This is a genomic window from Stenotrophomonas sp. Steno-C15, from assembly GCF_056393265.1.
In genome coordinates this window covers 49,999-71,415 of record NZ_JBWJPF010000019.1, presented here as the reverse complement: position 1 = coordinate 71,415, position 21,417 = coordinate 49,999, and the positions used below count along the sequence as shown (strand labels likewise).

The following is a 21,417-nucleotide window of genomic DNA, read 5'->3' as shown; positions in this document are numbered from 1 at the left end:
ACGGGTTAAAAAATCGTGAACCGGCCCGTTCTGGCTCCGGTTCCCGCAACTGCCCTGCACGCCACCGCCCCCCACCGGAGACGACCATGAAGCACGCTCATGCCTGCCTCGCCCTTGCCGCCGCCCTGACCTTGGCCCCGTTTGCCGCCAGCGCCCAGGACAGCGAATCGCCGTACAGCTGGAACGTTACCGCCGTGTCGGATTACCTGTTCCGTGGTGTGTCGCAGACCGATGAGGATCCCACCCTGCAGGCCGGTTTCACCTATACCAGCCCGGTTGGTCTGTATGCCGGTGTCTGGGGATCGGGCGTGGACTTCGGCCCGGGCGACCCGAGCGTCGAAGTGGATTACCAGATCGGCTACGGCGTCGACGCCACCGAGCGCGTGAACTTCGATGTGCTGCTGAACCGCTACACCTACCCCGGCGCCAGCGAGCTGAACTACAACGAGCTGATCACCACCACCACGCTGGATGACACCTACAAGCTGACGGTGGCCTACAGCAACGACGTGTGGAACAGCAGCACCGATGGCTGGTATTACGCGCTGGGCGGCGAGTGGGGCCTGCCGCAGGATTTCACGCTGAGCGCCAGCGTCGGCCGCAGCACCTTCGAAAAGGGCATTGCCAAGGATTACACCGACTGGAACGTTGGCGTGGCCCGTACCTGGGGTCTGTTCACCCTCGGCCTGGGCTACTACGGCACCGACGGCAACGGCCGCGACAACAGCGGCAAGCTGGCCGACAACCGGGTGGTGTTCACGGTGGCGGTAGGCCAGTAAGCGGCGCATGACATCAAACGAAAAAGGCACCCCTGGAGGTGCCTTTTTCGTGTCTGGCGTCGGGCACTCTGTGGGCCGGCCAACGGCCGGGGACAAAGTGAGATGCGGGGGAATCAGGCAGTCGCGCCGGAGGCGCGAGTGATCAATTCCAGCTCAGTACCACCTTGCCGGCCTTGCCTTCTTCCATCAGGTCGAAGCCCTTCTGGAAGTCGTCGATCGGCAGCTGGTGGGTCATCACCTTGCCGAGCGGGAAACCGGACAGCACCAGCTGCGTCATCTTGTACCAGGTCTCGTACATCTTGCGGCCGTAGATGCCCTGCACGGTCAGGCCCTTGAAGATGATCTTGTCCCAGTCACAGCCGGCACCCTTGGGCATGATGCCGAGCATGGCGATCTTGCCGCCGTGGTACATGCAGTCGAGCATGTCGTTGAAGGCGCGCGGATTGCCGCTCATTTCCAGGCCCACGTCGAAGCCCTCCATGTGCAGTTCCTTCATCACGTCCTTCAGCGAGGTGTTGGTGACATTGACCACGCGCGTCGCGCCCATGTCGGCGGCCAGCTTCAGGCGGAAGTCGTTGACGTCGGTCACCACCACGTTGCGCGCACCGATGTGCTTGCAGATGCCCGCGGCGATGATGCCGATCGGGCCGGCGCCGGTGATCAGCACGTCCTCGCCGATCACGTCGAACTCCAGCGCGCAGTGCGCGGCGTTGCCGTACGGGTCGAAGAAAGCCGCCAGCTCGGACGGAATCTGGTCCGGGATCGGCCACAGGTTGCTGGCCGGCATCACCATGTACTCGGCGAAGGCGCCATTGACGTTCACGCCGATGCCGACGGTGTTCGGGCACAGGTGCGGGCGGCCGCCACGGCAGTTGCGGCAGTGGCCGCAGACGATGTGGCCTTCGGCCGAGACGCGCTGGCCAACCTCATAGCCGGTCACCGCCGAGCCAAGCGCGGCGATGCGACCGACGAATTCGTGGCCGATGGTCAGGCCCGGCTTGATGGTGCGCTGGCTCCACTCGTCCCACAGGTAGATGTGCAGGTCGGTACCGCAGATGGCGGTCTTTTCCAGCTTGATCAGGACTTCGTTCGGGCCCGGGGTCGGCACCGGGACCTCTTCGAGCCAGATGCCCTTGGCCGCTTCGCGCTTGACCAGGGCCTTCATCGTTTGCTGCGCCATCGGGGTGGAACTCATCAGGGGGAAAGCGCGGATTATAGAGGTCTGCGCGGAATTCCAATGTTGCGCTGCGGGCGCGCTGGCGGAACGAAAGGCGTGCGCCGGCGGGCGTTTCGAACGTGACCGGCGTGCTCGCCGGGCATGGCTCGGCGCTGCCGGGAAATCGGGCGGCTCTCGCTCGCGTGGCATGGTCCCGCGCCATCGGGAAATCGTGCGGGTAGCGCTGGGCCATGCCCGGCGGTCCAGGGGCCATGACTTCCGGGGTTCGGGACAGGGCAGGGGGGCGGGCTACAATCGAAGGTTCCACTACCAGGGGCCGCTCCATGCGCTCGAACCTGCTTGCATTCTCCGTCGTCGCCAGCCTTGGGCTGGTCCAGGTCGCCCATGCCGCCGAAGGCATGTGGGTACCGCAGCAGTTGCCGGAGATCGCCGGCCCGCTGCAGAAGGCCGGCCTGAAACTGTCGCCGGAACAGCTGTCCGACCTGACCGGCGACCCGATGGGCGCGGTGGTGGCGCTGGGCGGCTGCACCGCCAGCTTCGTCTCCCCGCAGGGCCTGGTGGTCACCAACCACCACTGTGCCTACGGCGCGATCCAGCTCAACTCCACCGCCGAGAAGAACCTGATCAAGGAGGGTTTCAACGCGCCGACCCTGAAGGACGAACTCAGCGCCGGTCCCAACGCCCGCGTGTTCGTGCTGGACCGGATCACCGACGTCACCGACCAGGCCAAGGCCGCCATCGCCGCCGCCGGCAAGGACCCGCTGGCCCGCACCCGTGCGCTGGAAGCGTTCGACAAGGCCCAGACCGCCGCCTGTGAAGCCGACGCCGGTTTCCGCTGCCGCCTGTACAGCTTCTCCGGCGGCAATACCTACCGCCTGTTCCGCAACATGGAAATCAAGGACGTGCGCCTGGTCTATGCGCCCCCGGGCAGCGTCGGCAAGTTCGGCGGCGACGTCGACAACTGGATGTGGCCGCGCCACACCGGCGACTTCTCGTTCTATCGCGCCTACGTGGGCAAGGATGGCAAGCCGGCCGCGTTCTCGGCCGACAATGTGCCGTACCAGCCGAAGCACTTCCTGAAGTTCGCCGACCAGCCGCTGGGCGCGGACGACTTCGTGATGGTGGCCGGCTACCCGGGCCGCACCAACCGCTATGCGCTGGCCGGCGAATTCAATGAAACCGCCGAGTTCACCTACCCGACCATCGCCCGCCATTACAACGAAGTGCTGGCGCTGATCGACAAGGCCGGCAAGGCCGACGCCGACGTCAAGGTCAAGTACGCCAACACGGCGGCCAGCATGAACAACGTGGCCAAGAACTACGTCGGCCAGCTGGAAGGCTTCAAGCGCATCGATGCGGCCGGGCAGAAGCGGGCCGAAGAAGCCGCCGTGCTGGCCTGGCTGAAGCAGCAGGGCGCAGCCGGCAAGCCGGCCCTGGCCGCTCACGCCCAGCTGCTCAAACACCTGGACACCAGCAAGAGCACCCGTGAGCGCGATCTGTTCGTCGGCCAGTTCAACAACACCTCGGCCGTGGGCGCCGCGCTGTCGCTGTACCGTCTGTCGATCGAACGCGCCAAGCCGGACGCCGAGCGTGAAGCCGGTTACCAGGAGCGCGACCTGCCGACCCTGGAAGGCAATCTGCGCCAGATGGACCGTCGCTACGTCGCCAGCATGGACCAGCAGCTGCAGCAGTACTGGCTGGACCAGTACGTCGCGCTGCCGGCGGCACAGCGCAACAACGAGGTTCTCAACCAGTGGCTGGGCGGCAGCGATGCCGGGGCCGTCAACGGCCTGGTGAAGAAGCTGGCCGGCACCGGGCTGGGCAGCCTCGATGCACGCCTTAAGTGGTTCAAGGCCGACCGTGCTGCCTTCGAGGCCAGCACCGATCCGGCCATCCAGTACGCCGTGGCCGTGATGCCGGCCCTGCTGAAGCAGGAAGAACAGAGGAAGATCCGCGAAGGTGAATCGCTGACGGCCCGTCCGCTGTACCTGCAGGCGGTGGCGGACTACAAGAAGAGCAAGGGCGAGTTCGTCTACCCCGATGCCAACCTGTCGCTGCGCATCACCTTCGGCAATGTCATGGGCTATGCCAAGGACGGTGTCCAGTACACCCCGTTCACCACGCTGGAAGGCGTTGCGGCGAAGGAAACCGGCGTCGATCCGTTCGACTCGCCGAAGGCACTGCTGGATGCGGTCAAGGCCAAGCGGTATGGCGGCCTGGAGGACAAGCGGATCGGCTCGGTGCCGGTGAACTTCCTGTCCAACCTGGACATCACCGGTGGCAACTCCGGTTCGCCGGTGCTCGATGCGCACGGCAAGCTGGTCGGCCTGGCCTTCGACGGCAACTGGGAATCGGTCAGCTCCAACTGGGTATTCGACCCGGTGATGACCCGCATGATCGCGGTGGACAGCCGCTACATGCAGTGGATCATGCAGGAAGTGGCCCCCGCGCCGCAGCTGCTGAAGGAATTGAACCTGGCGCAGTAAGGTTCATGCTGGCGCCGCCGGGCCATGCCCGGCGGAATCCGTCTGCAATCCCGAAACCCCGCGATCCCCGTCGCGGGGTTTTTTCATGTCCCGACCGGTGCGATGCGCCGAACAGGTATCATCCCTGTTCCGCGTACTTCACAGGATGTGAACGAAACGCGGCCATCTCCTCCCCCCAGGACTCCTTGCACGCATGCGCATCCTGCTTGCCCGCCACGGCGAAACCCCGTGGAACGCCGAAGGCCGCTACCAGGGCCAGATCGACATCCCGCTTTCGCCCATCGGCGAAGCCCAGGCCCAGGCGCTGGGCGCCCGCCTGGCATCCGTGGACATCACCCGTGCGGTGGCCTCGCCGCTGTCGCGCGCCCAGCGCACCGCCCAGCTGGCCCTCGGCGCCGACCGTGCCGGCACGCTGCAGACCGAACCGGATCTGCAGGAAATCGCCCATGGCGAGTGGGAAGGCCTGCTGGCCAGCGAGATCAACGAGAAGGACCCGTCGCGGTTGAAGGCGTGGCGTGAGGAACCCGATACCGTGCTGATGCCGGGCGGCGAGTCGCTGCGTCTGGTGCTCGAGCGCAGCTGGCGCGGCCTGGCACGCGCCAGCGAGGGCCTCGGGGAGCACGACACGCTGCTGGTGGTCGCACACGATGCCGTCAACCGGGTGATCCTGTGCAGGGTGCTGGGCCTGCCGCTGTCGCGGCTGTGGACCTTCCGCCAGGCACCGACCACGTTGAACCTGCTTGAAGGTCCGGACCTGGAGAGCCTGGAGGTCGTGCGCCTCAACGACTGCGCCCACCACACCCCGTTCTTCGGCGAAGCCAAGCACCGCGCCCTCTGATCCCTGTCCACATCGAACCACCCTGCTTCTGCTGGAACCGCTGCCGTGACGAACCTGCCGACCACCCTGGCCGAATGGCTGGATTACATTGAACGCCAGCACCCGGCGACGATCGACATGGGCCTGGAGCGCGTCCGCGCCGTGGCCACGAGGATGGGACTGGGCGCGCCGGCCAAGCGCACCATCGTGGTCGGTGGGACCAACGGCAAGGGCTCCACGGTCGCCTTCATCGAGGCCATCGGCCGCGCTGCAGGCTGGAAGGTGGGGGCCTACACGTCGCCGCACCTGCTGCGCTACAACGAACGCGTACGCATCGATGGGCAGGAGGCGGAGGATGCCGCTCTGGTGGCGGCATTCAATGCCGTCGAAGCTGCGCGTGGCGACATCACCCTGACCTACTTCGAGTACGGCACGCTGGCCGCCCTGCAGCTGTTCGCGGGGGCAGCGCTGGACCTGGCGGTACTGGAAGTCGGGCTGGGAGGGCGCCTGGATGCGGTCAACATCGTCGACGCCGACGTGGCCGTGATCACCACAGTGGACATCGACCATGCCGAGTGGCTGGGCGAGGACCGTGAAGCGATCGGTGCGGAAAAGGCCGGCATCATCCGCGGCTGGAAACCGGTGATCCTGGGCGAGACCGACCCGCCGTCGAGCGTGCTGGCACGGGCCTATCTGCTGGGCGCGAACGCCATCCGCGGCGGCAGCGACTACTTCTACGAGCCGATCGATGCCCAGCGCTGGCGCTGGCGCGATGTCGGCCTGCGCATGGAACTGCCGACCCCCGCGCTGGCCGGTCCGATCCAGCTGGCCAATGCGGGTGCGGCCATTGCCGCGCTGCGCGCGCTGGACCGGCCGCTGCCACGCGCGGCGTGGGCGGCTGGCATCGCCGCTGCCCGCATCAACGGCCGCCTGCAGGCATTCGATCGTGATGGCGTGCAGGTGCGGGTCGATGTGGGTCACAACCCGCAGGCGGCTGGCCAGCTGGCACGCGCGCTGAAGGCCGAAGCTGTCCCGGGCCGGACCCTGGCGGTCTATGCCGCGTTGCAGGACAAGGATGCGGAAGGCGTGGTGCAGGCGCTGCAGGATGTGGTGGACGAGTGGACGCTGGCCGGCCTGGAGGGTCCGCGCGGACAGAGCGGGCAGCAGCTGCAGGCACGCCTGCACGGCACCGCTGCGGTCACCGCACGGCTGGCCGGCACTGTCGAGCAGGCGCTGACGCAGGTGCTGGCGCAGGCCCAGCCAGGCGACCGCGTGCTGGTATTCGGTTCGTTCCACACGGCCGCTGCGGCCCTGCAGTGGTTGCAGCCCGCGCCCTGATCCACGTTCAGCCAACGCCGACGCCGTCCGGTCCGGCACCCGTATAATCGACCGCAACCCCCGGACAGTTGCCTGCCTCACGTGGATACGCCTCTGAAACAGCGATTGATTGGTGCCATCGTGCTGGTGGCACTCGCCGTGATCTTCCTGCCGATGCTGGTGAAGGGGCCGGCGCCGGACAGTGGCGTCGCCAGTGTGCCGATCGCAGCGCCCAATGCGCCCGCCGACGGCCAGTTCGAGACCCGTGAGCTGCCGCTGGTCGCCCCGGCCGGGGGGGCCACCGGCCTGCAGAGTGGGCAGGCCGCACCGCTGCAGGACGCAGCCACGCCCGCCACGCCGCCGACCGTGGACACCTCGCCGGCGGTGGCTGCCGGCAACTATGCGGTGACATTCGGCGCCTATGGCAGCAAGGCCGACGCCGATGCGGTGATCGCCTATCTGAAGCGTTCGCAGCTGCCGGGCTTTGCCGAGGCGGCGACCATCAACGGCCGGCAGGCGTGGCGCGTGCGCGTCGGACCGTATGCCGATCGCGCCCAGGCCGAGGCGGCCCGCCTGCAGGCGGTGAAGATCCGCTCCGACGTCCATGCCGAGGTGATCACGCTGGATGCGCCCGCAGCTGCGGCTGCACCGGCCGCCGCTGCTCCGGCGCCGGCGGCACCGTCGGCCAGCACCCCGGCGGCGGCGTCCACGCCGTCGGCCACGGGCAACCCGGTGCGCAGCGAGAGCCTGCCGCCCAGCACGCCGGTCGCCAAGCCTGAAGCACCGAAGGCAACGGCGACGCCGGAGGCGACGAAGCCGGTCGCCAAGCCCGAGCCAAAGCCGCAACCGCAAACCCCGGCCGCGCCGGCGGCGGGCGGTGTTGGTTTCGCGGTCCAGCTGGGGGCGTTCGGCCAGGCCAACGACGCCAACGCGCTGCGCGACAAGGTGCGCGCTGCCGGATTCAGTGCCTTTGTCGAGCAGGTCCGCACCGAAAAGGGCACCCTGCATCGCGTGCGCGTTGGGCCGGTGGCCAACCGCGCCGATGCCGAGCAGCTGAAGGCCCAGGTGGCGGCCAAGGTCGGCGTGGCCGGCATGGTCCGACCGCACCCGTGATCACGCGCGCTGTCCGCCGCTGTCGTCGGCAGGAGCGGGCAGCGTGATCGACATCGTGCTGGGCGTGCTGATTGGTGCGTCGGTGCTGTTCGGCTTCATCCGCGGTTTCGTCGGCACCGTGGTCGCGCTGGTGTCCTGGCTGCTGGCCGGCTGGATGGCGTTCACCTTCGGCAACGAGGCATCGCACTGGTGGGCGGCGCCCCAGCCACCCGGCACGGGTCACTATCTGGCCGGCTATCTGGGGGTGTTCGTGCTCACCGTGGTGGCGGTCGGGCTGGTCGGGCTGTTGCTGAAGGCAGCGATCAAACTGACCCTGTTGGGCGGCGTGGATCGCCTGCTGGGCGGTGCCCTGGGCCTGGTCCGCGGCCTGTTCTTCGCCAGCGTGCTGTTGCTGCTGGCCGGTTTCACCGCGTTGCCGGCTGAGCCGGCATGGCAGCAGTCGCAGGTGCGGCCGTTGCTGCAGCCGGCGGTGGCCTGGATGCAGGCCCAGCTGCCGCAGCTGGACGGCATGCTGCCACAGGCGCTGCCACTGGACGGCCTGCTGCCGGGGGCACTGCCCTTGCCCCTGCTCGAGAATGCCCCCACCTCCTCGCAGGTATTGGGCAAGCCGGCGCCGACAGGCGATAATGGCGTTCTCAACGAGGTAGTGGCGGGCGGCGGATGGCCGCGGCCCGTGGACGTGGAGCGGGAGCCCCGGCCGGCCCCCACACTGCCCAGCAACATCGAGCCGGCGCCCGCGCGTCCGGCCCGGCCCGCGCCTGCCGCGGGCGGGACCCCAGGCCAGGCACGGCCACCTTCCTTGTAACTGGGCACAGCCCAGCGGAGACCTCGCACCATGTGTGGCATCGTCGGAATCGTCGGCAACCAGAACGTCGCCGGGCAGTTGTATGACGGCTTGACCGTCCTCCAGCATCGCGGCCAGGACGCGGCAGGCATCGCCACCGCCAACGGCAGCCGCCTGCGGGTGCAGAAGGCCAACGGCCTGGTCCGCGACGTGTTCGACGCACGCACCATGTCCACCCTGGAGGGCAGCGTCGGTATCGCCCACGTGCGGTATCCCACGGCCGGTTCGGAAGGCATGGACGAGGCGCAGCCGTTCTACGTCAATTCGCCGTATGGCATCGCCCTGGCGCACAACGGCAACCTCATCAACACCGAGGCTCTGCGCCAGCAGGTGTTCGAGCAGGACCGCCGCAACGTCAACACCGATTCGGACAGCGAAGTGCTGCTGAACGTGTTCGCCTACGAACTGGAACAGCAGCGCCAGCTCAGTCCGGAAGCCGCCATCCGCGCGGTGGCCGGGGTGCATCGTCGCTGCAAGGGCGGCTACGCGGTGGTCAGCGTGGTGCTGGGCCTGGGACTGGTTGCCTTCCGCGATCCGCATGGCATCCGTCCGCTGGTGCTGGGCAAGCGCAGCCATGCCGAGGGCGACGAGTACATCGTCGCTTCCGAATCGGCCGCACTGGACGTGCTCGGCTTCCAGCGCGTACGCGACGTGCAGCCGGGCGAAGCGCTGGTCATCACCGCGCGTGGCGAGCTGTTCTCGGAAATCTGCGCCGAACCGGCCGAGCATACGCCGTGCATCTTCGAGTACGTGTACTTCGCCCGCCCGGATTCGATGATCGACAATGTCTCGGTGCACAAGGCGCGCATGCGCATGGGCATCAAGCTGGGCGAGAAGATCCTGCGCCTGCGCCCGGACCACGACATCGACACCATCATCCCGATTCCGGACACCTCGCGCGATGCCGCGCTGGAAATCTCCAACGTGCTCGGGGTGAAGTACCGCGAAGGCTTCATCAAGAACCGCTATATCGGCCGCACCTTCATCATGCCGGGGCAGGGTGAGCGGGTGAAGTCGGTGCGGCGCAAGCTCAACCCGATCCACCTGGAGTTCCGCAACCGGGTGGTGCTGCTGGTGGACGACTCGATCGTGCGTGGCACCACCAGCCAGCAGATCGTGCAGATGGCCCGTGATGCGGGCGCACGCAAGGTCTACCTGGCCAGTGCCGCGCCGCCGGTGCGTTTCCCGAACATCTACGGCATCGACATGCCGGCCGCCGAAGAACTGGTCGCGCACAACCGCAGCGTGGAAGAAATCGAGGCCCACCTGGGCTGCGACTGGCTGATCTACCAGGATCTGGAAGACATGGAAGCGGCCGTGAGCGAGGGCAACCCCGCACTGCGCAACTTCGACTCGTCCTGCTTCAACGGCCACTATCCCACCGGCATCGAACCGGGCTATTTCGAGCGCATCCAGCAACTGCGTTCGGACGACGCCAAGCACAAGCGCCGCGCCTGAGGCCAAGGGCGTGGTCGAGCTGGCCGACGTCGGTGGCGACCTGCTGCGTGCCGCGCAGCAGTGCCTTGCAGAAGCCGATCCGCTGCGCAAGGTGGCCCTGACCCAGGCTCATGCCGCGGCATTCCGCGCGGGGCGGCTGAAGGTGGCGGTGGATGCGCCGCCACCGGAGCCGATCCGGATGCCGGGCAGGCCGGACCGCCTGGTACTGGTCCATCCGCGCGAGGTGCCGCGGCGTGGCCTCGGTGGGGTGGAAGGGCGCGCCGCGTTCATCCATGCCATCGCCCACATCGAACTCAATGCGATCGATCTGGCCTGGGATGCCGTGTATCGCTTCCGAGGCCTGCCCGCAGCCTTCCATGCCGACTGGGTCAGTTGTGCCGATGACGAGTCGCGGCATTTCATGCTGTTGCGTGAGCGCCTGCTGGCACATGGCCACGACTACGCCGACTTCCCTGCGCATAACGGCCTGTGGGAGATGTGCGAGAAGACCGCACATGACGGCCTGGCACGCATGGCGCTGGTGCCCCGCGTACTGGAAGCGCGTGGCCTGGACGTGACACCGGGCATGATCGACAAGCTGCGCAACGTCGGCGATGGCGAGACCGCGGATGTGCTGGAGATCATCCTGCGCGAGGAAGTGGCGCACGTCGCCGCAGGTTCGCGCTGGTACCGCTGGTACTGCGAACGTGCCGGCGTTGAACCGCGCGCACGCTTCAAGTCACTGCTGGTCGAGTTCGCAGGCGGTTACCTGCATGGTCCGTTCAACCTGGAAGCCCGCCTGCTGGCGGGCTTCGATGCCGACGAACTGGCCAACCTGGTCGAACAGGCCGGCTGACCGGCAACGCGGGAGCCCAGTCCCGCCCTGCGCGGGTGCGTCTCATGTGTTCGGCAGCACCACCCGCTTGCCATCCACGGTGGGGCGGTTGATGTAGAACAGGCCGGGACCGGGTCGATACGGCAGCTCGCTCACGCCGGCATCGGCCGCATAGGTCAGCGCGGTATCGCCCAGAGCGTCGAAATTCCAGTGTGCCGACTGCATCAGGTAGCGCCTGCGCAGCAGTGCTTCCTGGGCCGGGGTGAGGGCCTGGCCGGCCATCAGCCGGCGCGCGATCGGCAGCAGTGCTTCGGGCAGTTCCCAGCCGGCAACCGCGTTGGCATCTGCGCGCCAGCGTACGCCGGCGGCGATGGCCTGCTGCTGCATCACCTGCAGGGCCACCAGCTGGTAACGCCAGTCGATGCGCCGACGCAGCACCACTGCCGCGGTGACGTACAACACCGGCGACAGCAGCACGCTGCGGCTGCCGGCGCGGCGTTGCTGCTGCCACTGGTGCCAGACATCGACCCACACTTCCTTTTCCCCCAGCCCGAGCTGCTGCCGCCAGCGTTCGGCATCCGCCTGCGCCTCGGCGTACACCGTCGTGGCCTGAAGCTGTGCCAGCGGGGGGACCTGGTAGTCGGCCACGCCTGGCCGGCGCAGCTGCTGCCGGCGTGGGCGACTGAGCAGCTTCGGTCCTTCCTCTGTCTGGTTGTAGCCACCGCCGATGTTGGCGTGCACGCCGGGCAGTGCGATCTCCACGTGCGCTGCGGCCACCCGCGTGAGCGGGTAGTGCTGGCGATGTTCGTCGCGCGCGACCAGCTGCACGACACGTCCGGCGATGTCGGCGGCGAGGGCGACGCGTGGTCGCTCATCGGCTCTTCCCCCGCTTACGGCGACGACCGTGTCGAACAGGCCGATGAAGCGCAGCAGCGGCCGTGCCGGCGCGAAGCCGGCGGCGCACGCCAGCCCCGCGTCCTGCAGCAGTTGCTGCCAGCGGGCCGTATCCCAGGCCTGCAAGCGGTTGGCGGCATCGCGCGCCGCCGCCGCCCCGCGCGAGTATCCGAACAGATCCAGCTGCACGGCCTGCACGGGCCTGTGCCAGCGCGCGGACATGCTGGTCAATGCTGCCGGCAACAGCTCGTTGAGCGCGCGCTCGACCTTGGCACGCACACCGCTGGCGCCGATGCCGAAGGCCAGTCCCAGCAGATCGTCTTCGGCATCATCGCGGGTGCCCACCCCTTCCACGTAGATGGCCAGCGAGGGGAACGGCAGCGTCTCCTTGCGGCTGTCCGGATACAACCGGTGCAGCCGTGCGACGTTGGTCAGGCCATTGTCGTAGCTGCTGGTCAGCCGGCTCTGATAGGTCGAATCATCGTCGGCGCGCAGCACGGCAGGGCGGGGTTGCGGCACCTGGACGTGTCCGCGCGCCAGGTTGTGCGCGTTGTTGCGGGTGCCATCGAAGAACAGACCAATCCGCAGCACGGCGGCATCGTCATGGGTGTCCTGCGCTGGTGCCATGTGCATTCCCCGTCGTGGCTACGTCACGGTAGCGCGAAAGCGGCGTGTTGGCGAAGTGTAGCGACGCTCTTGACCTGACTGAACGCAGATGCGATCGATCACAGATCCAGATTCTCATTCCCACCGCCTATTGAATTCACACGACCTGCGCAGGCCAGATGGCCGGACCCGACACAACGGGTCGTGCTGCATCACTGCTGTTCACTTCATTCAAGGAGCGACGAAATGATGTCCAGATCGATTGGCAAGACGGCGGGTGGCCTGTTGCTGGGAATGTCGGTGGTTGCGGCCGCCGGTGCTGCACCATTGTTCGAGCCGGTGACGGTACTCAGTCGTGCATCGGCAAGCAGTGAACCTGCGCTGGGCCGGTTGTTGGCGACGCCGTCCACGGCCGCTGTGCAGGAGGTGCGGGTCGATGCCGCTGCCACCGCGCAGCCGCAGCTGGAGTTCGAGCTGCTTGGCCAGCGGGTGCAGGCGGTACGCAGCAAGATCGAAACGCTGCCCGACGGCGGCTCTGTCTGGTACGGCCAGCTCCGCTCCGCGTCGGGCAGGCTGCAGGCGGCCACCTCCAATGGACAGGATGACCCTGGCAATTCGGTGATCCTGGTCCGCTCCGGCGACACGCTGACCGGCTCGATCCGCAAGGACGGCAAACTCTACCGGTTGCGTCCGCTCGGCAACCGCCACGTCCTGGTGGAAGTGGATGAATCGCGGATGCCGGCCGACCACCCGGCCGACTACAACCAGTTGCCGAAGATTCCGCTGCCGGCCGATGACCGCATCGGCATTGCCCAGGCGTCTTCGGGAACGCCGGCGACCATCCGCGTACTGGTGGTGGCCACCAATGCCGCCGTCGCCGCCTATGGCGGCAACATGCAGTCGCTGGTGCAGCTGGCGGTCGCCGAGTCGAACCAGGGCTACACCAACAGCAATGTCGGCCTGACGCTGCAGCTGGCCCGCTACGAGACCACCAGTTACAGCGAATCCGGCGACTTCAATACCGATCTGGCACGTTTCCGCGGCACCAGCGACGGCTACATGGACAGCATCCACAGCAGCCGCAATACCTACACGGCCGATGTCGGCGTGCTGCTGATCAACAACGCGTCGTACTGCGGCCTGGCCTCGGGCATCGGCTCAAGCGCATCCACCGCGTTCGCGGCGGTGTACTGGGATTGCGCGACCGGCTACTACTCGTTCGCCCACGAGATCGGCCACCTGCAGAGCGCGCGGCACGATCTCGCCAACGATCCGAGCACGTCGCCGTACGCCTATGGCCATGGCTATCGATATGAGCCGTCCAGCGGTACCGGCTGGCGCACCATCATGGCGTACAACTGCACCCGCAGCTGCCCGCGCCTGAATTACTGGTCCAATCCGAACATCAGCTACAACGGCATCCCGATGGGCACTGCCAGCACCGCCGACAACCAGCGCGTGCTGGTCAATACCAAGCACACCATCGCCGGCTTCCGGTAACCGGTACTCGGGGCGCACGACCCGGGGTCGTGCGCTGCCGTGGATGGGCGGGCCTCAGGTCAGCGAATCCAGCGTCCAGCCCTGTGGGGTCACGCGTAGTACCGAGCCCTGCTCGTACCAGTCACCCAGAACGATGCGGGTGCAGCTGCGTCCGCCGGCCTGCAGCGCATGGATTGCAGGGCGGTGGGTGTGGCCGTGGATCATGGTGTCCACGCCGTGACGGATGAAGGTGGCCTCCACTTCGGCCGGGGCCACGTCGGTCACTGTCTCGAACTGCGCGCGATCGCCCTGTTTCATTTCCGACTGCCGTGCCTGGCTCGCTTCACGGGCCTTCTGTGCGAAGGCAATGCGTGCGGCCAGCGGTTGCGAGAGGAACTGCGCCTGGAATGCCGGATCGCGCGTCTGCGCGCGGAACTGCTGGTAGGGAATGTCGTCGGTGCACAGCAGATCGCCGTGCTGCAGCAGCACCGCACGGCCGTACAGCTCGATCACGCACGGGTCGGGCAGGATGCGCAGACCGGCACGGCGTGCGTAGTCTTCGCCAAGCAGGAAATCGCGGTTGCCGCGGATGAAGTACACCGGCACGCCGCTGTCGGCGAGCGTCCTCAACGCGTCCGCCACCGCATCGGCGGCGGGTGAGGGCGTGTCGTCGCCGATCCAGGCCTCGAACAGATCGCCCAGGATGTACAGCGCGTCCGCGCCGGGCGCCTGTTCGCGCAGGAAACGCAGGAACAGGTCGGTGATTTCCGGACGGCTCGGGTCCAGGTGCAGGTCGGAAATGAACAGCGTGGTCATGCCTGCATTCTAGGTCATCGCGGATACCGGTAGCGCCGGGCCATGGCCGGCGAGCGCATCACACCGGCAGCGGTAGCCAGGCCAGGCTGGCCGACGCCAGCAGTGCGGCGATGCCGGTGGCGGCCAGCACATCGCTGGGGTAATGCAGGCCCAGCACGACCCGCGACAGGCCCACGCCGAGGGTGAACGGCACCAGCAGCGGCGCCAGCCAGGGGTAATAGGCCAACGCCACGATGGTGAACGACACCGCGTGCAGGGTATGCCCGGACGGGAAACTGAACTCGTCCAGCGGGGCCACCCAGGCCCGGATGCGCAGATCCGCGGCATACGGGCGGAGGCGCCGGGTCCAGCGCTTGAGGCCCTTGTACAGCAGCAGCGCGGCCAGGCCGGTGGCGGCCATGTGCACCGATGCGCGCAGCCCGTCGAAGCCATCGATCGCCACCAGCACACCCATCAGCACGTACCAGAACACGCCGTCGCCGAGCCGGCTGATGATCGAGAACAGACGGCGCACGCGGCGGCGCCGGCAATAGTGGTTCGCCCGCCGGCACAGGCGTGTTTCGCTGCCGCGCAGCAGTTCAAGCGGCGTGGTGCGCATGGCCAGTCCTCCGGGTGTTCGCCAGCTCGGCCAGCAGCGCATCGAACTCGGCCACCACCTGCTGCGGATGCAGCCGCTTCATCGCCCGTGCGGCCTGGCTGCCCAGTTCGCGGCGCAGCGTGTCATCGCTGGCCAGCTGCACGGCCGCTTCGACGAACTGCTCGTCGTTGTCCACGGCGGCACCGTTCTCGCCGTTGCGCAGGTACTCACGCGCCGCGCCGTAATCGAAGGCCACCGTGGCCAGGCCGCTGGCCATGCTTTCCAGGGTCACGTTGCCGAAGGTCTCGCTGCGGCTGGGGAACAGGAACAGATCGCCGCTGGCGAAATGGCGGGCCAGCGCTTCGCCGCGCTGGATGCCGCAGAAGATGAAGTCGGGGTTCTCATGCGCCAGCTTCTCCCGTGCGGGCCCGTCGCCGACCCAGACGAAGCGTGCCTTCGGCCGTATCTGCTGCAGGCGGCGGAACGCCTTCACGGCCAGTCCGAGGTTCTTCTCGGCGGCGATGCGGCCAACGTAGATCGCTGCCAGGCCGTTGCCGTCGATGCCCCATTCCTCGCGCAGGGTGGGGTCACGCCGGCCCGGGTCGAACTGCTGGCTGTCGACCGCGCGGGCCAGCAGCCGGACGCGCTCGAAGCCCTGTTCGGCAAGTAACTGTTGGAGCTCGCGGGTGGGCACGAGGGTGGCGTCGGCCTGGTTGTGGAAGCGGCGCATCCAGCGCATCGCAGCGGCCTGCAGCCAGGCGACCCCGTAGTCGGGCAGATACTCGTCGAAGCGGGTGTGGAAGCCACTGGCTACCGGGATGCCGAGGCGCCGCGCGGTACGCAGCGCCGACCAGCCCAGCGGGCCTTCGGTAGCGACATAGATCGCATCCGGGCGCTGCTGCTGCCAGTGGCGACCGAGCCGGATCGGGGCCGGCAGGCCGAACCGCAACCCGGGATAGCGGGGCAGGGCGGCGCCGGGCACCAGCAGGGTACCGGGAGCGGAATCCAGCGCTTCACTGGCCTGGCGTGGCCGGATCAGGTCGATCTCGTGCCCGGCCGTCCGCAGGCCCTGTTCCAGTCCCTGCACGGTCAGTGCGACGCCGTTGACTTCCGGCGGATACGTCTCGGTGACGATGGCATAGCGCATGGCGGGCCTCCGGTTTCCCGGCATGCTCGGGCCTGGCGATGTAGCCGACATGACGGCTTGGCGACACAGGCATGACAGACGCGCAGGAGTGCCGGCGGCGGGGCCGGGGCCAGAAAAAACCACGGCCCCGAAGGGCCGTGGTCGTGGAGCGTCGCAGTGCGATCGATCAGAAGCGCTGCTGGTACTTCATGTAGATGAAACGACCGATGTCGTAGCCACCGTAGTACGAGAACGCGGAGTTCGGCTTGCTGTACATGATCGGGCCGGACTTCTCGAACACGTTGTTGGCGCCGACGGCGACGGTCGCATCCCACGGCAGGTTGTAGCGGAACTGCACGTCGTGGAAGGTCACCGAACCACGCTCGTTGTAGTTGCGCGAGCCCTTGTACCACGGTGCATACACGCCCGGATCGGAGCACTCGTCCGGATACAGACCGATGTTGGAGCAGGTCTCCTTCACGCCCGAGTAGTAGCGCGCGGTCCAGGTCACCCCGAAGTCACCCAGATCGTAGCCCAGCGCCAGGTTCGAGCGGACGCGGAAGGCGCTGCCGATGCCGTTGGTGACGATCGGAACGATCGAGCTGTCGTTCGAGGTGCGGTAGGTCGCACTGGACACGTAGGTGGTGGCCGAATTCACGTTGAACTTGCCGAACCGGGTGTCCAGACGGTAGCTCACATCCAGGTCGTAACCTTCGGTTTCCATGAAGCCCGCATTGCGGTTGCCGAACTTCAGGTTGGTCACGATGCCCGTCACCGGGTCACGCTGGAAGCGCGTGCAGCGCGAATCGATGCCTGCTTCGTAGCAGTCCTGCAGGATCTGGGTCGGCGTATCGGCAATGATCGTGTTGTCGATGCGGATCTTCCACCAGTCCAGCGAGGCGTTGAAGCCCTGGATGAAGCTCGGGCTCCAGACCAGGCCCAGCGTCTTGCTGGTCGAGGTTTCCGGAGTCAGCAGCGGATTCGAGCCGGAAGTGAACGGCACCGGCGTGGCATCGGTGGAGGTGTTCACCGGAGTGCCGCCCTGGCGCAGCTGGCGGAAGGTATCGGCATTGGCGATGTCGCGGGCGCAACGCGAACGGACTTCGGCGCTGGAGGCCGAGGAACCGAAGCGGGTGTCGCACGGATCGCTGAACTGCGCGAAGGTCTCGGAGCCACCACCGAACAGATCGTTGATGGTCGGGGCGCGGAAGCCCTCCGCCCAGGTGCCACGCACCATCAGCGAGTCGATCGGCTTCCACTTGAAGCCGAACTTGCTGTTGAGGGTGTTGCCGAAGGTGTTGTAGTCCGAGAAACGGGTAGCACCGTTGAAGCTCAGTTCCTTCGCGCCCGGCAGATCGGCCAGCACCGGAACGTTCACTTCCAGGTAGGCTTCATTGACGGTGTAGTCGCCACCGGTCGGGCCAGCCGCGAGGTTGGTGGTGGCGCCGGTCTGGGCCAGGGCATCCGGGGTGTACTTGCCTTCTTCCTTGCGGCTTTCCACGCCGAAGGCGAAGCCGAGGTCACCGGCCGGCAGGGTCACGATGCTGCCCGCGATGCTGGCGAAGAAGTTCTTGGAGGTGGTGCGGCCCTTGGTGATCTCATCCGGGAACAGCCACGCCTGCAGTTCTTCGTTGCCATAGATGCCATCGGCAGCGGTGGTGCCGTACGGAACCAGCGGGTTCCACGGCTTGCAGACGTCGTAGGAGATCGGAGCAGCGGCCGTGCCGCACTGTACCTTGCCGGTGGCGGCGTTGAAGAAGGACGGACCTACGCCGGCCGCGACGCGACCCTTGTGCAGGTTGCCGGTCGCCACCGATTCCAGCTCGTTGCGGTTGTACTGGTAGCCCACTTCCCAGTCGAAGTAACGCTCGCCGATATCGAACGAGCCGTCGAACGACGCCACCGCGCGGTAGGTCTTCAGCTCGCTGGTGGTCACGCGCGGCACTTCCCAGGTGCGGCGGTTCCAGGCCACCGCAGTCGGGGTGGCGAAGCCGTGCTGGTTGCCGAACGGGTTGAAGTAGCTGTCGATCGACATGGAGCCGACACCGGCGGTGCTCGACTGCAGCGGATAGCCCGCGATCTGGCGGGTGGACTCGCGCTGGTTGTAGCCCAGCTCGGTGCGGAAGTTGACGTTGTCGGTGATCTTGAACCGGCCGTCGAAGTAGATCGAGTCGCGCTTGACCGGGTACATCACGTGCATCTGGTCGTTGGCGTTGCTCACGTCACCGGTGAAGGGCGTGGAGTTGGTGAGGTGGTAATTGGCCGGATTGGTCGGGTCCGTGCCACGGTTGAGCGAGTAGCCACAGCCTGCCGGAGGCGTCGCATTGCAGCCAGGACCGCGCACGCCGGTGAACTGGCCGTACTGGCTGATGGTGGTCCAGTTGCTGCTGTCGTTCGGGTGGCGATCGGTCATGCCGTACTGGCTGAAGCCGCGGTCACGTGCCCACACGCCCTTCTCTTCGGCATGCTCGGCCGACAGGGTCAGCGAGATGCGGTCGTTGTTCCAGCCGGCGACCACGTCGAAGCGGTCGCGCGCGCCGTCGCCCTCGCTGTACTGGCCGTGGTAGACGTTGGCGGTCACGCCGGTGACGTTGGAGCGGGTGATGATGTTGACCACGCCGGCCATGGCATCCGAACCATAGATCGCAGAAGCGCCGTCCTTCAGCACCTCGATGCGCTCCACTGCCGACACCGGCAGGGAGGAAACGTCCTGGTAGCCGGACGTGCTGATGCCCAGGCGCTTGCCGTTGACCAGCACCAGCGTGCGCTGCGTGCCCAGGTTGCGCATGTCGATGTAGGTGCCGCCCGCGTTCTCGCCCGCGGTCAGCGCGTTGGCGCGGCTGATTGCCGGGCTGCCCATCGCGGTGACGTTCTGCAGGATGTCGGCAACCGAGCTGAAGCCCTGGCGCTCGATATCGTTGCGGCTGATCGCGAACACCGGCTGGGCGGTTTCCACGTCGACCTGACGGATACGCGAACCGGTGATCTCGATACGGTCCAGGTTGGTCGGCGAAGCAGTGCTTTCGCTCTGGGCGAACGCGGGCAGTGCCGCCAGCGTTGCAGTGGTAGCCAGGGCATAGCGGATCGCCTGCCCCAGGGCGGTGGTGCGTGAAGTCATACGAGCTCTCTCTCTCAGGTCGTGCAACGGACGCCAAAAAGGGCGTCGAAGAAGCCGGAAGGTCGTGCGACCGGACCAGCAACCCGATAGTAGTCTCGTTGGTTAATGCTGTGTAAAGAGGGTGTGTCGAACAAATTAACGCTTTGTCACAAATCCTCACAAAAAAAGAACAAAAGCAATCGCTTACGGTGCCGTCGCGGATGGACCGCCAACGACCGGCTGACGCGATGCAGCAGGAAAAGCCGCCAGATTGCGCAAAGTGTCACCGAATGTAACGCCGAGGCGCGCGTATTCAGGCAACGAAGGGACGGAACTGGATGCCGAGGCCGGCGATGCCGTCGGTCTCGCCGATCAGGTCGGCGCGCAGCAGCGGCCGGGCGTCGATGAACGCCTGCGGCACGATCAGCGACAACCGGTTGTCATCGGCGGTCAGTTCCAGCGGCGGCAGCGGAGCGTCCTCATGGGCACGGTTGAGCAGCACCGCCAGGCGCAGCAGCGCGGCCAGCCGCCGCGCGGTCAGCAGCAGGCGCTCGGGCAGGGCGTCGAACGCGGTCTTGCCCACGCTGCGGCGATGGCTGCGGACCAGGGCCGCCAGCATCTGCTGCTCCTGCCGCGAGAAGCCGGCGATGTCCGAGTGTTCCAGCACGTAGCTGCCATGCACGTGATAGCCGCTGTGGGCGATCATCAGCCCCAGCTCATGCAGGCGTGCCGCCCAGCCGAGCATGCGGGCATCGTCAGCGTCGAGCTTCCAGCGTTCCTGCACCTGCTCCAGCAGCGACAGGGCGGTGTCCTGCACGCGGTCGGCCTGGACGGTGTCGATGCCGTAACGGTGGGTGAGCGCAGCGACCGATTCGTCGCGCAGGTCGTTCTCGCCGGCACGGCCGACGATGTCGTAAAGGATGCCTTCGCGCATCGCGGCCTTGCTGACCAGCAGCTTCTGCAGGCCCAATGCCTGGAAGGCCGCCTCCAGCACCAGGATGCCGCCCGCGATGATCGGGCGGCGATCGCTGGACAGGCCCGGCAGCACGATGTCGTCGATCTTCTTGGCCTTGAGCAGCTCGTCGCGCAGCTGTGGCAGGGCTTCGGCGGTGATCGCCCCCTTGCTCAGCTTCATCGTCGCGCAGATCTCGCTGATCGCCTTGTGGGTGCCCGAAGAACCCAGTGCCTCCTGCCAGCCCAGCGCACGATACTTGCTGGCGAAGGGCTGGAACTCGCGACCGATCTCGGCCAGCGCATCCTTCCAGCGCTTCTTGCTGAGCTTGCCGCCCGGAAAGAAGCGGCGGGTGCTGGCAATGCAGCCGGCCTGCAGGCTCTCGCGCTCGAGGGTCTGCATGCCCATGCCGATGATGAACTCGGTCGAGCCACCGCCGATGTCGATCACCAGCCGGCGCTCGCCCGGTTTGGGCGGCTGGGCATGGGCGACGCCCAGGTAGATCAGGCGCGCCTCCTCGCGGCCGCTCACCACTTCAATGGCATGTCCAAGCGCGGTTTCGGCGGGAACCAGGAAAGACTGCGGTGAACGCAGCTGGCGCACGGTATTGGTGGCCAGTGCACGCACGCGGTGCGACGGGACATTGCGGATGCGCTGGCCGAAGCGGGCCAGGCATTCCAGTGCGCGTTGCCGTGCCGCAGCCGACAGGCCCCCCTTGCCATCCAGACCGTCGGCCATGCGCACGGTTTCGCGCAGGCGGTCGATCACCCGCAGCTGGCCGAGCGTGTAGCGCGCGATGACCATGTGGAAACTGTTGGAGCCAAGGTCGATGGCGGCCAGCAGGTCGCCATCCTGCAATGCGGGCGGAGTCGTGGTGGTATGCGGCATGGGCGAATGTTAGCCGAAGGGGCGGTGTGCTCGTCACCGCATGGCCTTCACATTTTGTCGGGGGGGCGTTCGGTAGTGCCGGCCGCTGGCCGGCAAGGTCAACGTCAACGTCAACGTCAAAAGCGGGTTTTCTGAGGGATGGCGGGGTGGGTCCGGTTGAGGGGGACGCCGTAAACC

16 protein-coding genes are annotated in these 21,417 nt (G+C 67.1%); 9 read left to right on the top strand and 7 right to left on the bottom strand.

Annotation, left to right across the window (positions count from 1 at the left end):
* Window positions 1–86 precede the first annotated feature (86 nt).
* Entirely contained in the window at window positions 87–779 is a 693-nt protein-coding gene (locus tag AC06FB_RS14370; protein WP_065182478.1) for a TorF family putative porin, read from the top strand.
* 142 nt (window positions 780–921) lie between these two features.
* On the opposite strand, the gene tdh is transcribed toward AC06FB_RS14370, so the two are convergent.
* A complete protein-coding gene (tdh, locus tag AC06FB_RS14365) occupies window positions 922–1,944 on the bottom strand; it encodes an L-threonine 3-dehydrogenase (RefSeq protein WP_053520036.1) in 1,023 nt (340 codons plus the stop codon).
* Window positions 1,945–2,279: 335 nt separating this feature from the next.
* On the opposite strand from tdh, the gene AC06FB_RS14360 reads away from it, so the two are divergent.
* From AC06FB_RS14360 to AC06FB_RS14330, 7 genes are all read left to right on the top strand, one after another.
* Window positions 2,280–4,442 carry a S46 family peptidase gene (locus tag AC06FB_RS14360; protein WP_164152129.1) on the top strand — a complete coding sequence of 721 codons (2,163 nt, stop codon included), beginning with the start codon at window positions 2,280–2,282 and terminating at the stop codon, window positions 4,440–4,442.
* Window positions 4,443–4,635: 193 nt separating this feature from the next.
* The gene (locus AC06FB_RS14355; RefSeq protein ID WP_053519451.1) at window positions 4,636–5,280 is read left to right on the top strand and encodes a histidine phosphatase family protein; all 645 of its coding nucleotides are present in this window, start codon (window positions 4,636–4,638) and stop codon (window positions 5,278–5,280) included.
* Window positions 5,281–5,325: 45 nt separating this feature from the next.
* Window positions 5,326–6,597, top strand: a complete 1,272-nt coding sequence (folC, locus tag AC06FB_RS14350) for a bifunctional tetrahydrofolate synthase/dihydrofolate synthase (RefSeq protein WP_478053807.1) — start codon at window positions 5,326–5,328, stop codon at window positions 6,595–6,597.
* 81 nt (window positions 6,598–6,678) lie between these two features.
* A complete protein-coding gene (locus AC06FB_RS14345; RefSeq protein WP_253118863.1) occupies window positions 6,679–7,689 on the top strand; it encodes an SPOR domain-containing protein in 1,011 nt (336 codons plus the stop codon).
* A gap of 43 nt (window positions 7,690–7,732) precedes the next feature.
* Complete coding sequence (locus AC06FB_RS14340) at window positions 7,733–8,494, top strand: CvpA family protein (RefSeq protein ID WP_053519448.1); 762 nt, start codon at window positions 7,733–7,735, stop codon at window positions 8,492–8,494.
* A gap of 30 nt (window positions 8,495–8,524) precedes the next feature.
* The gene (purF, locus tag AC06FB_RS14335; protein WP_065175938.1) at window positions 8,525–9,991 is read left to right on the top strand and encodes an amidophosphoribosyltransferase; all 1,467 of its coding nucleotides are present in this window, start codon (window positions 8,525–8,527) and stop codon (window positions 9,989–9,991) included.
* A gap of 10 nt (window positions 9,992–10,001) precedes the next feature.
* A complete protein-coding gene (locus AC06FB_RS14330; RefSeq protein WP_053519446.1) occupies window positions 10,002–10,826 on the top strand; it encodes a ferritin-like domain-containing protein in 825 nt (274 codons plus the stop codon).
* Window positions 10,827–10,868: 42 nt separating this feature from the next.
* On the opposite strand, the gene AC06FB_RS14325 is transcribed toward AC06FB_RS14330, so the two are convergent.
* The gene (locus tag AC06FB_RS14325; RefSeq protein WP_478053806.1) at window positions 10,869–12,326 is read right to left on the bottom strand and encodes a DUF2235 domain-containing protein; all 1,458 of its coding nucleotides are present in this window, start codon (window positions 12,324–12,326) and stop codon (window positions 10,869–10,871) included.
* Between the two features lie 225 nt (window positions 12,327–12,551).
* Between AC06FB_RS14325 and AC06FB_RS14320 the strand changes: the two genes are divergently transcribed.
* Entirely contained in the window at window positions 12,552–13,805 is a 1,254-nt protein-coding gene (locus tag AC06FB_RS14320; RefSeq protein ID WP_478053805.1) for a M12 family metallo-peptidase, read from the top strand.
* A gap of 54 nt (window positions 13,806–13,859) precedes the next feature.
* Here AC06FB_RS14320 and lpxH read toward each other — a convergent pair whose 3' ends face one another.
* From lpxH to ppx, 5 genes are all read right to left on the bottom strand, one after another.
* Entirely contained in the window at window positions 13,860–14,600 is a 741-nt protein-coding gene (gene lpxH / locus AC06FB_RS14315; RefSeq protein ID WP_053519443.1) for a UDP-2,3-diacylglucosamine diphosphatase, read from the bottom strand.
* A gap of 58 nt (window positions 14,601–14,658) precedes the next feature.
* The gene (locus tag AC06FB_RS14310) at window positions 14,659–15,198 is read right to left on the bottom strand and encodes a phosphatase PAP2 family protein (protein ID WP_478053804.1); all 540 of its coding nucleotides are present in this window, start codon (window positions 15,196–15,198) and stop codon (window positions 14,659–14,661) included.
* Window positions 15,179–16,324, bottom strand: coding sequence for a glycosyltransferase family 4 protein (locus tag AC06FB_RS14305; protein WP_478053803.1), 1,146 nt, complete (start codon window positions 16,322–16,324; stop codon window positions 15,179–15,181). Before AC06FB_RS14305 ends, AC06FB_RS14310 begins: the two co-directional genes overlap by 20 nt.
* 166 nt (window positions 16,325–16,490) lie before the next feature.
* Window positions 16,491–19,421, bottom strand: a complete 2,931-nt coding sequence (locus AC06FB_RS14300) for a TonB-dependent receptor domain-containing protein (protein WP_111186885.1) — start codon at window positions 19,419–19,421, stop codon at window positions 16,491–16,493.
* Window positions 19,422–19,713: 292 nt separating this feature from the next.
* Window positions 19,714–21,240 carry an exopolyphosphatase gene (gene ppx / locus AC06FB_RS14295; RefSeq protein ID WP_053519439.1) on the bottom strand — a complete coding sequence of 509 codons (1,527 nt, stop codon included), beginning with the start codon at window positions 21,238–21,240 and terminating at the stop codon, window positions 19,714–19,716.
* Between the last annotated feature and the right edge of the window lie 177 nt (window positions 21,241–21,417).

Coding starts and splice junctions, on each gene's coding strand:
- AC06FB_RS14370 (WP_065182478.1), top strand. CDS start 87: ATGAAGCACGCTCATGCCTGCCTCGCCCTTGCCGCCGCCCTGACCTTG.
- tdh (WP_053520036.1), bottom strand. CDS start 1,944: ATGAAGGCCCTGGTCAAGCGCGAAGCGGCCAAGGGCATCTGGCTCGAA.
- AC06FB_RS14360 (WP_164152129.1), top strand. CDS start 2,280: ATGCGCTCGAACCTGCTTGCATTCTCCGTCGTCGCCAGCCTTGGGCTG.
- AC06FB_RS14355 (WP_053519451.1), top strand. CDS start 4,636: ATGCGCATCCTGCTTGCCCGCCACGGCGAAACCCCGTGGAACGCCGAA.
- purF (WP_065175938.1), top strand. CDS start 8,525: ATGTGTGGCATCGTCGGAATCGTCGGCAACCAGAACGTCGCCGGGCAG.
- AC06FB_RS14325 (WP_478053806.1), bottom strand. CDS start 12,326: ATGGCACCAGCGCAGGACACCCATGACGATGCCGCCGTGCTGCGGATT.
- AC06FB_RS14320 (WP_478053805.1), top strand. CDS start 12,552: ATGATGTCCAGATCGATTGGCAAGACGGCGGGTGGCCTGTTGCTGGGA.
- lpxH (WP_053519443.1), bottom strand. CDS start 14,600: ATGACCACGCTGTTCATTTCCGACCTGCACCTGGACCCGAGCCGTCCG.
- AC06FB_RS14310 (WP_478053804.1), bottom strand. CDS start 15,198: ATGCGCACCACGCCGCTTGAACTGCTGCGCGGCAGCGAAACACGCCTG.
- AC06FB_RS14305 (WP_478053803.1), bottom strand. CDS start 16,324: ATGCGCTATGCCATCGTCACCGAGACGTATCCGCCGGAAGTCAACGGC.
- AC06FB_RS14300 (WP_111186885.1), bottom strand. CDS start 19,421: ATGACTTCACGCACCACCGCCCTGGGGCAGGCGATCCGCTATGCCCTG.
- ppx (WP_053519439.1), bottom strand. CDS start 21,240: ATGCCGCATACCACCACGACTCCGCCCGCATTGCAGGATGGCGACCTG.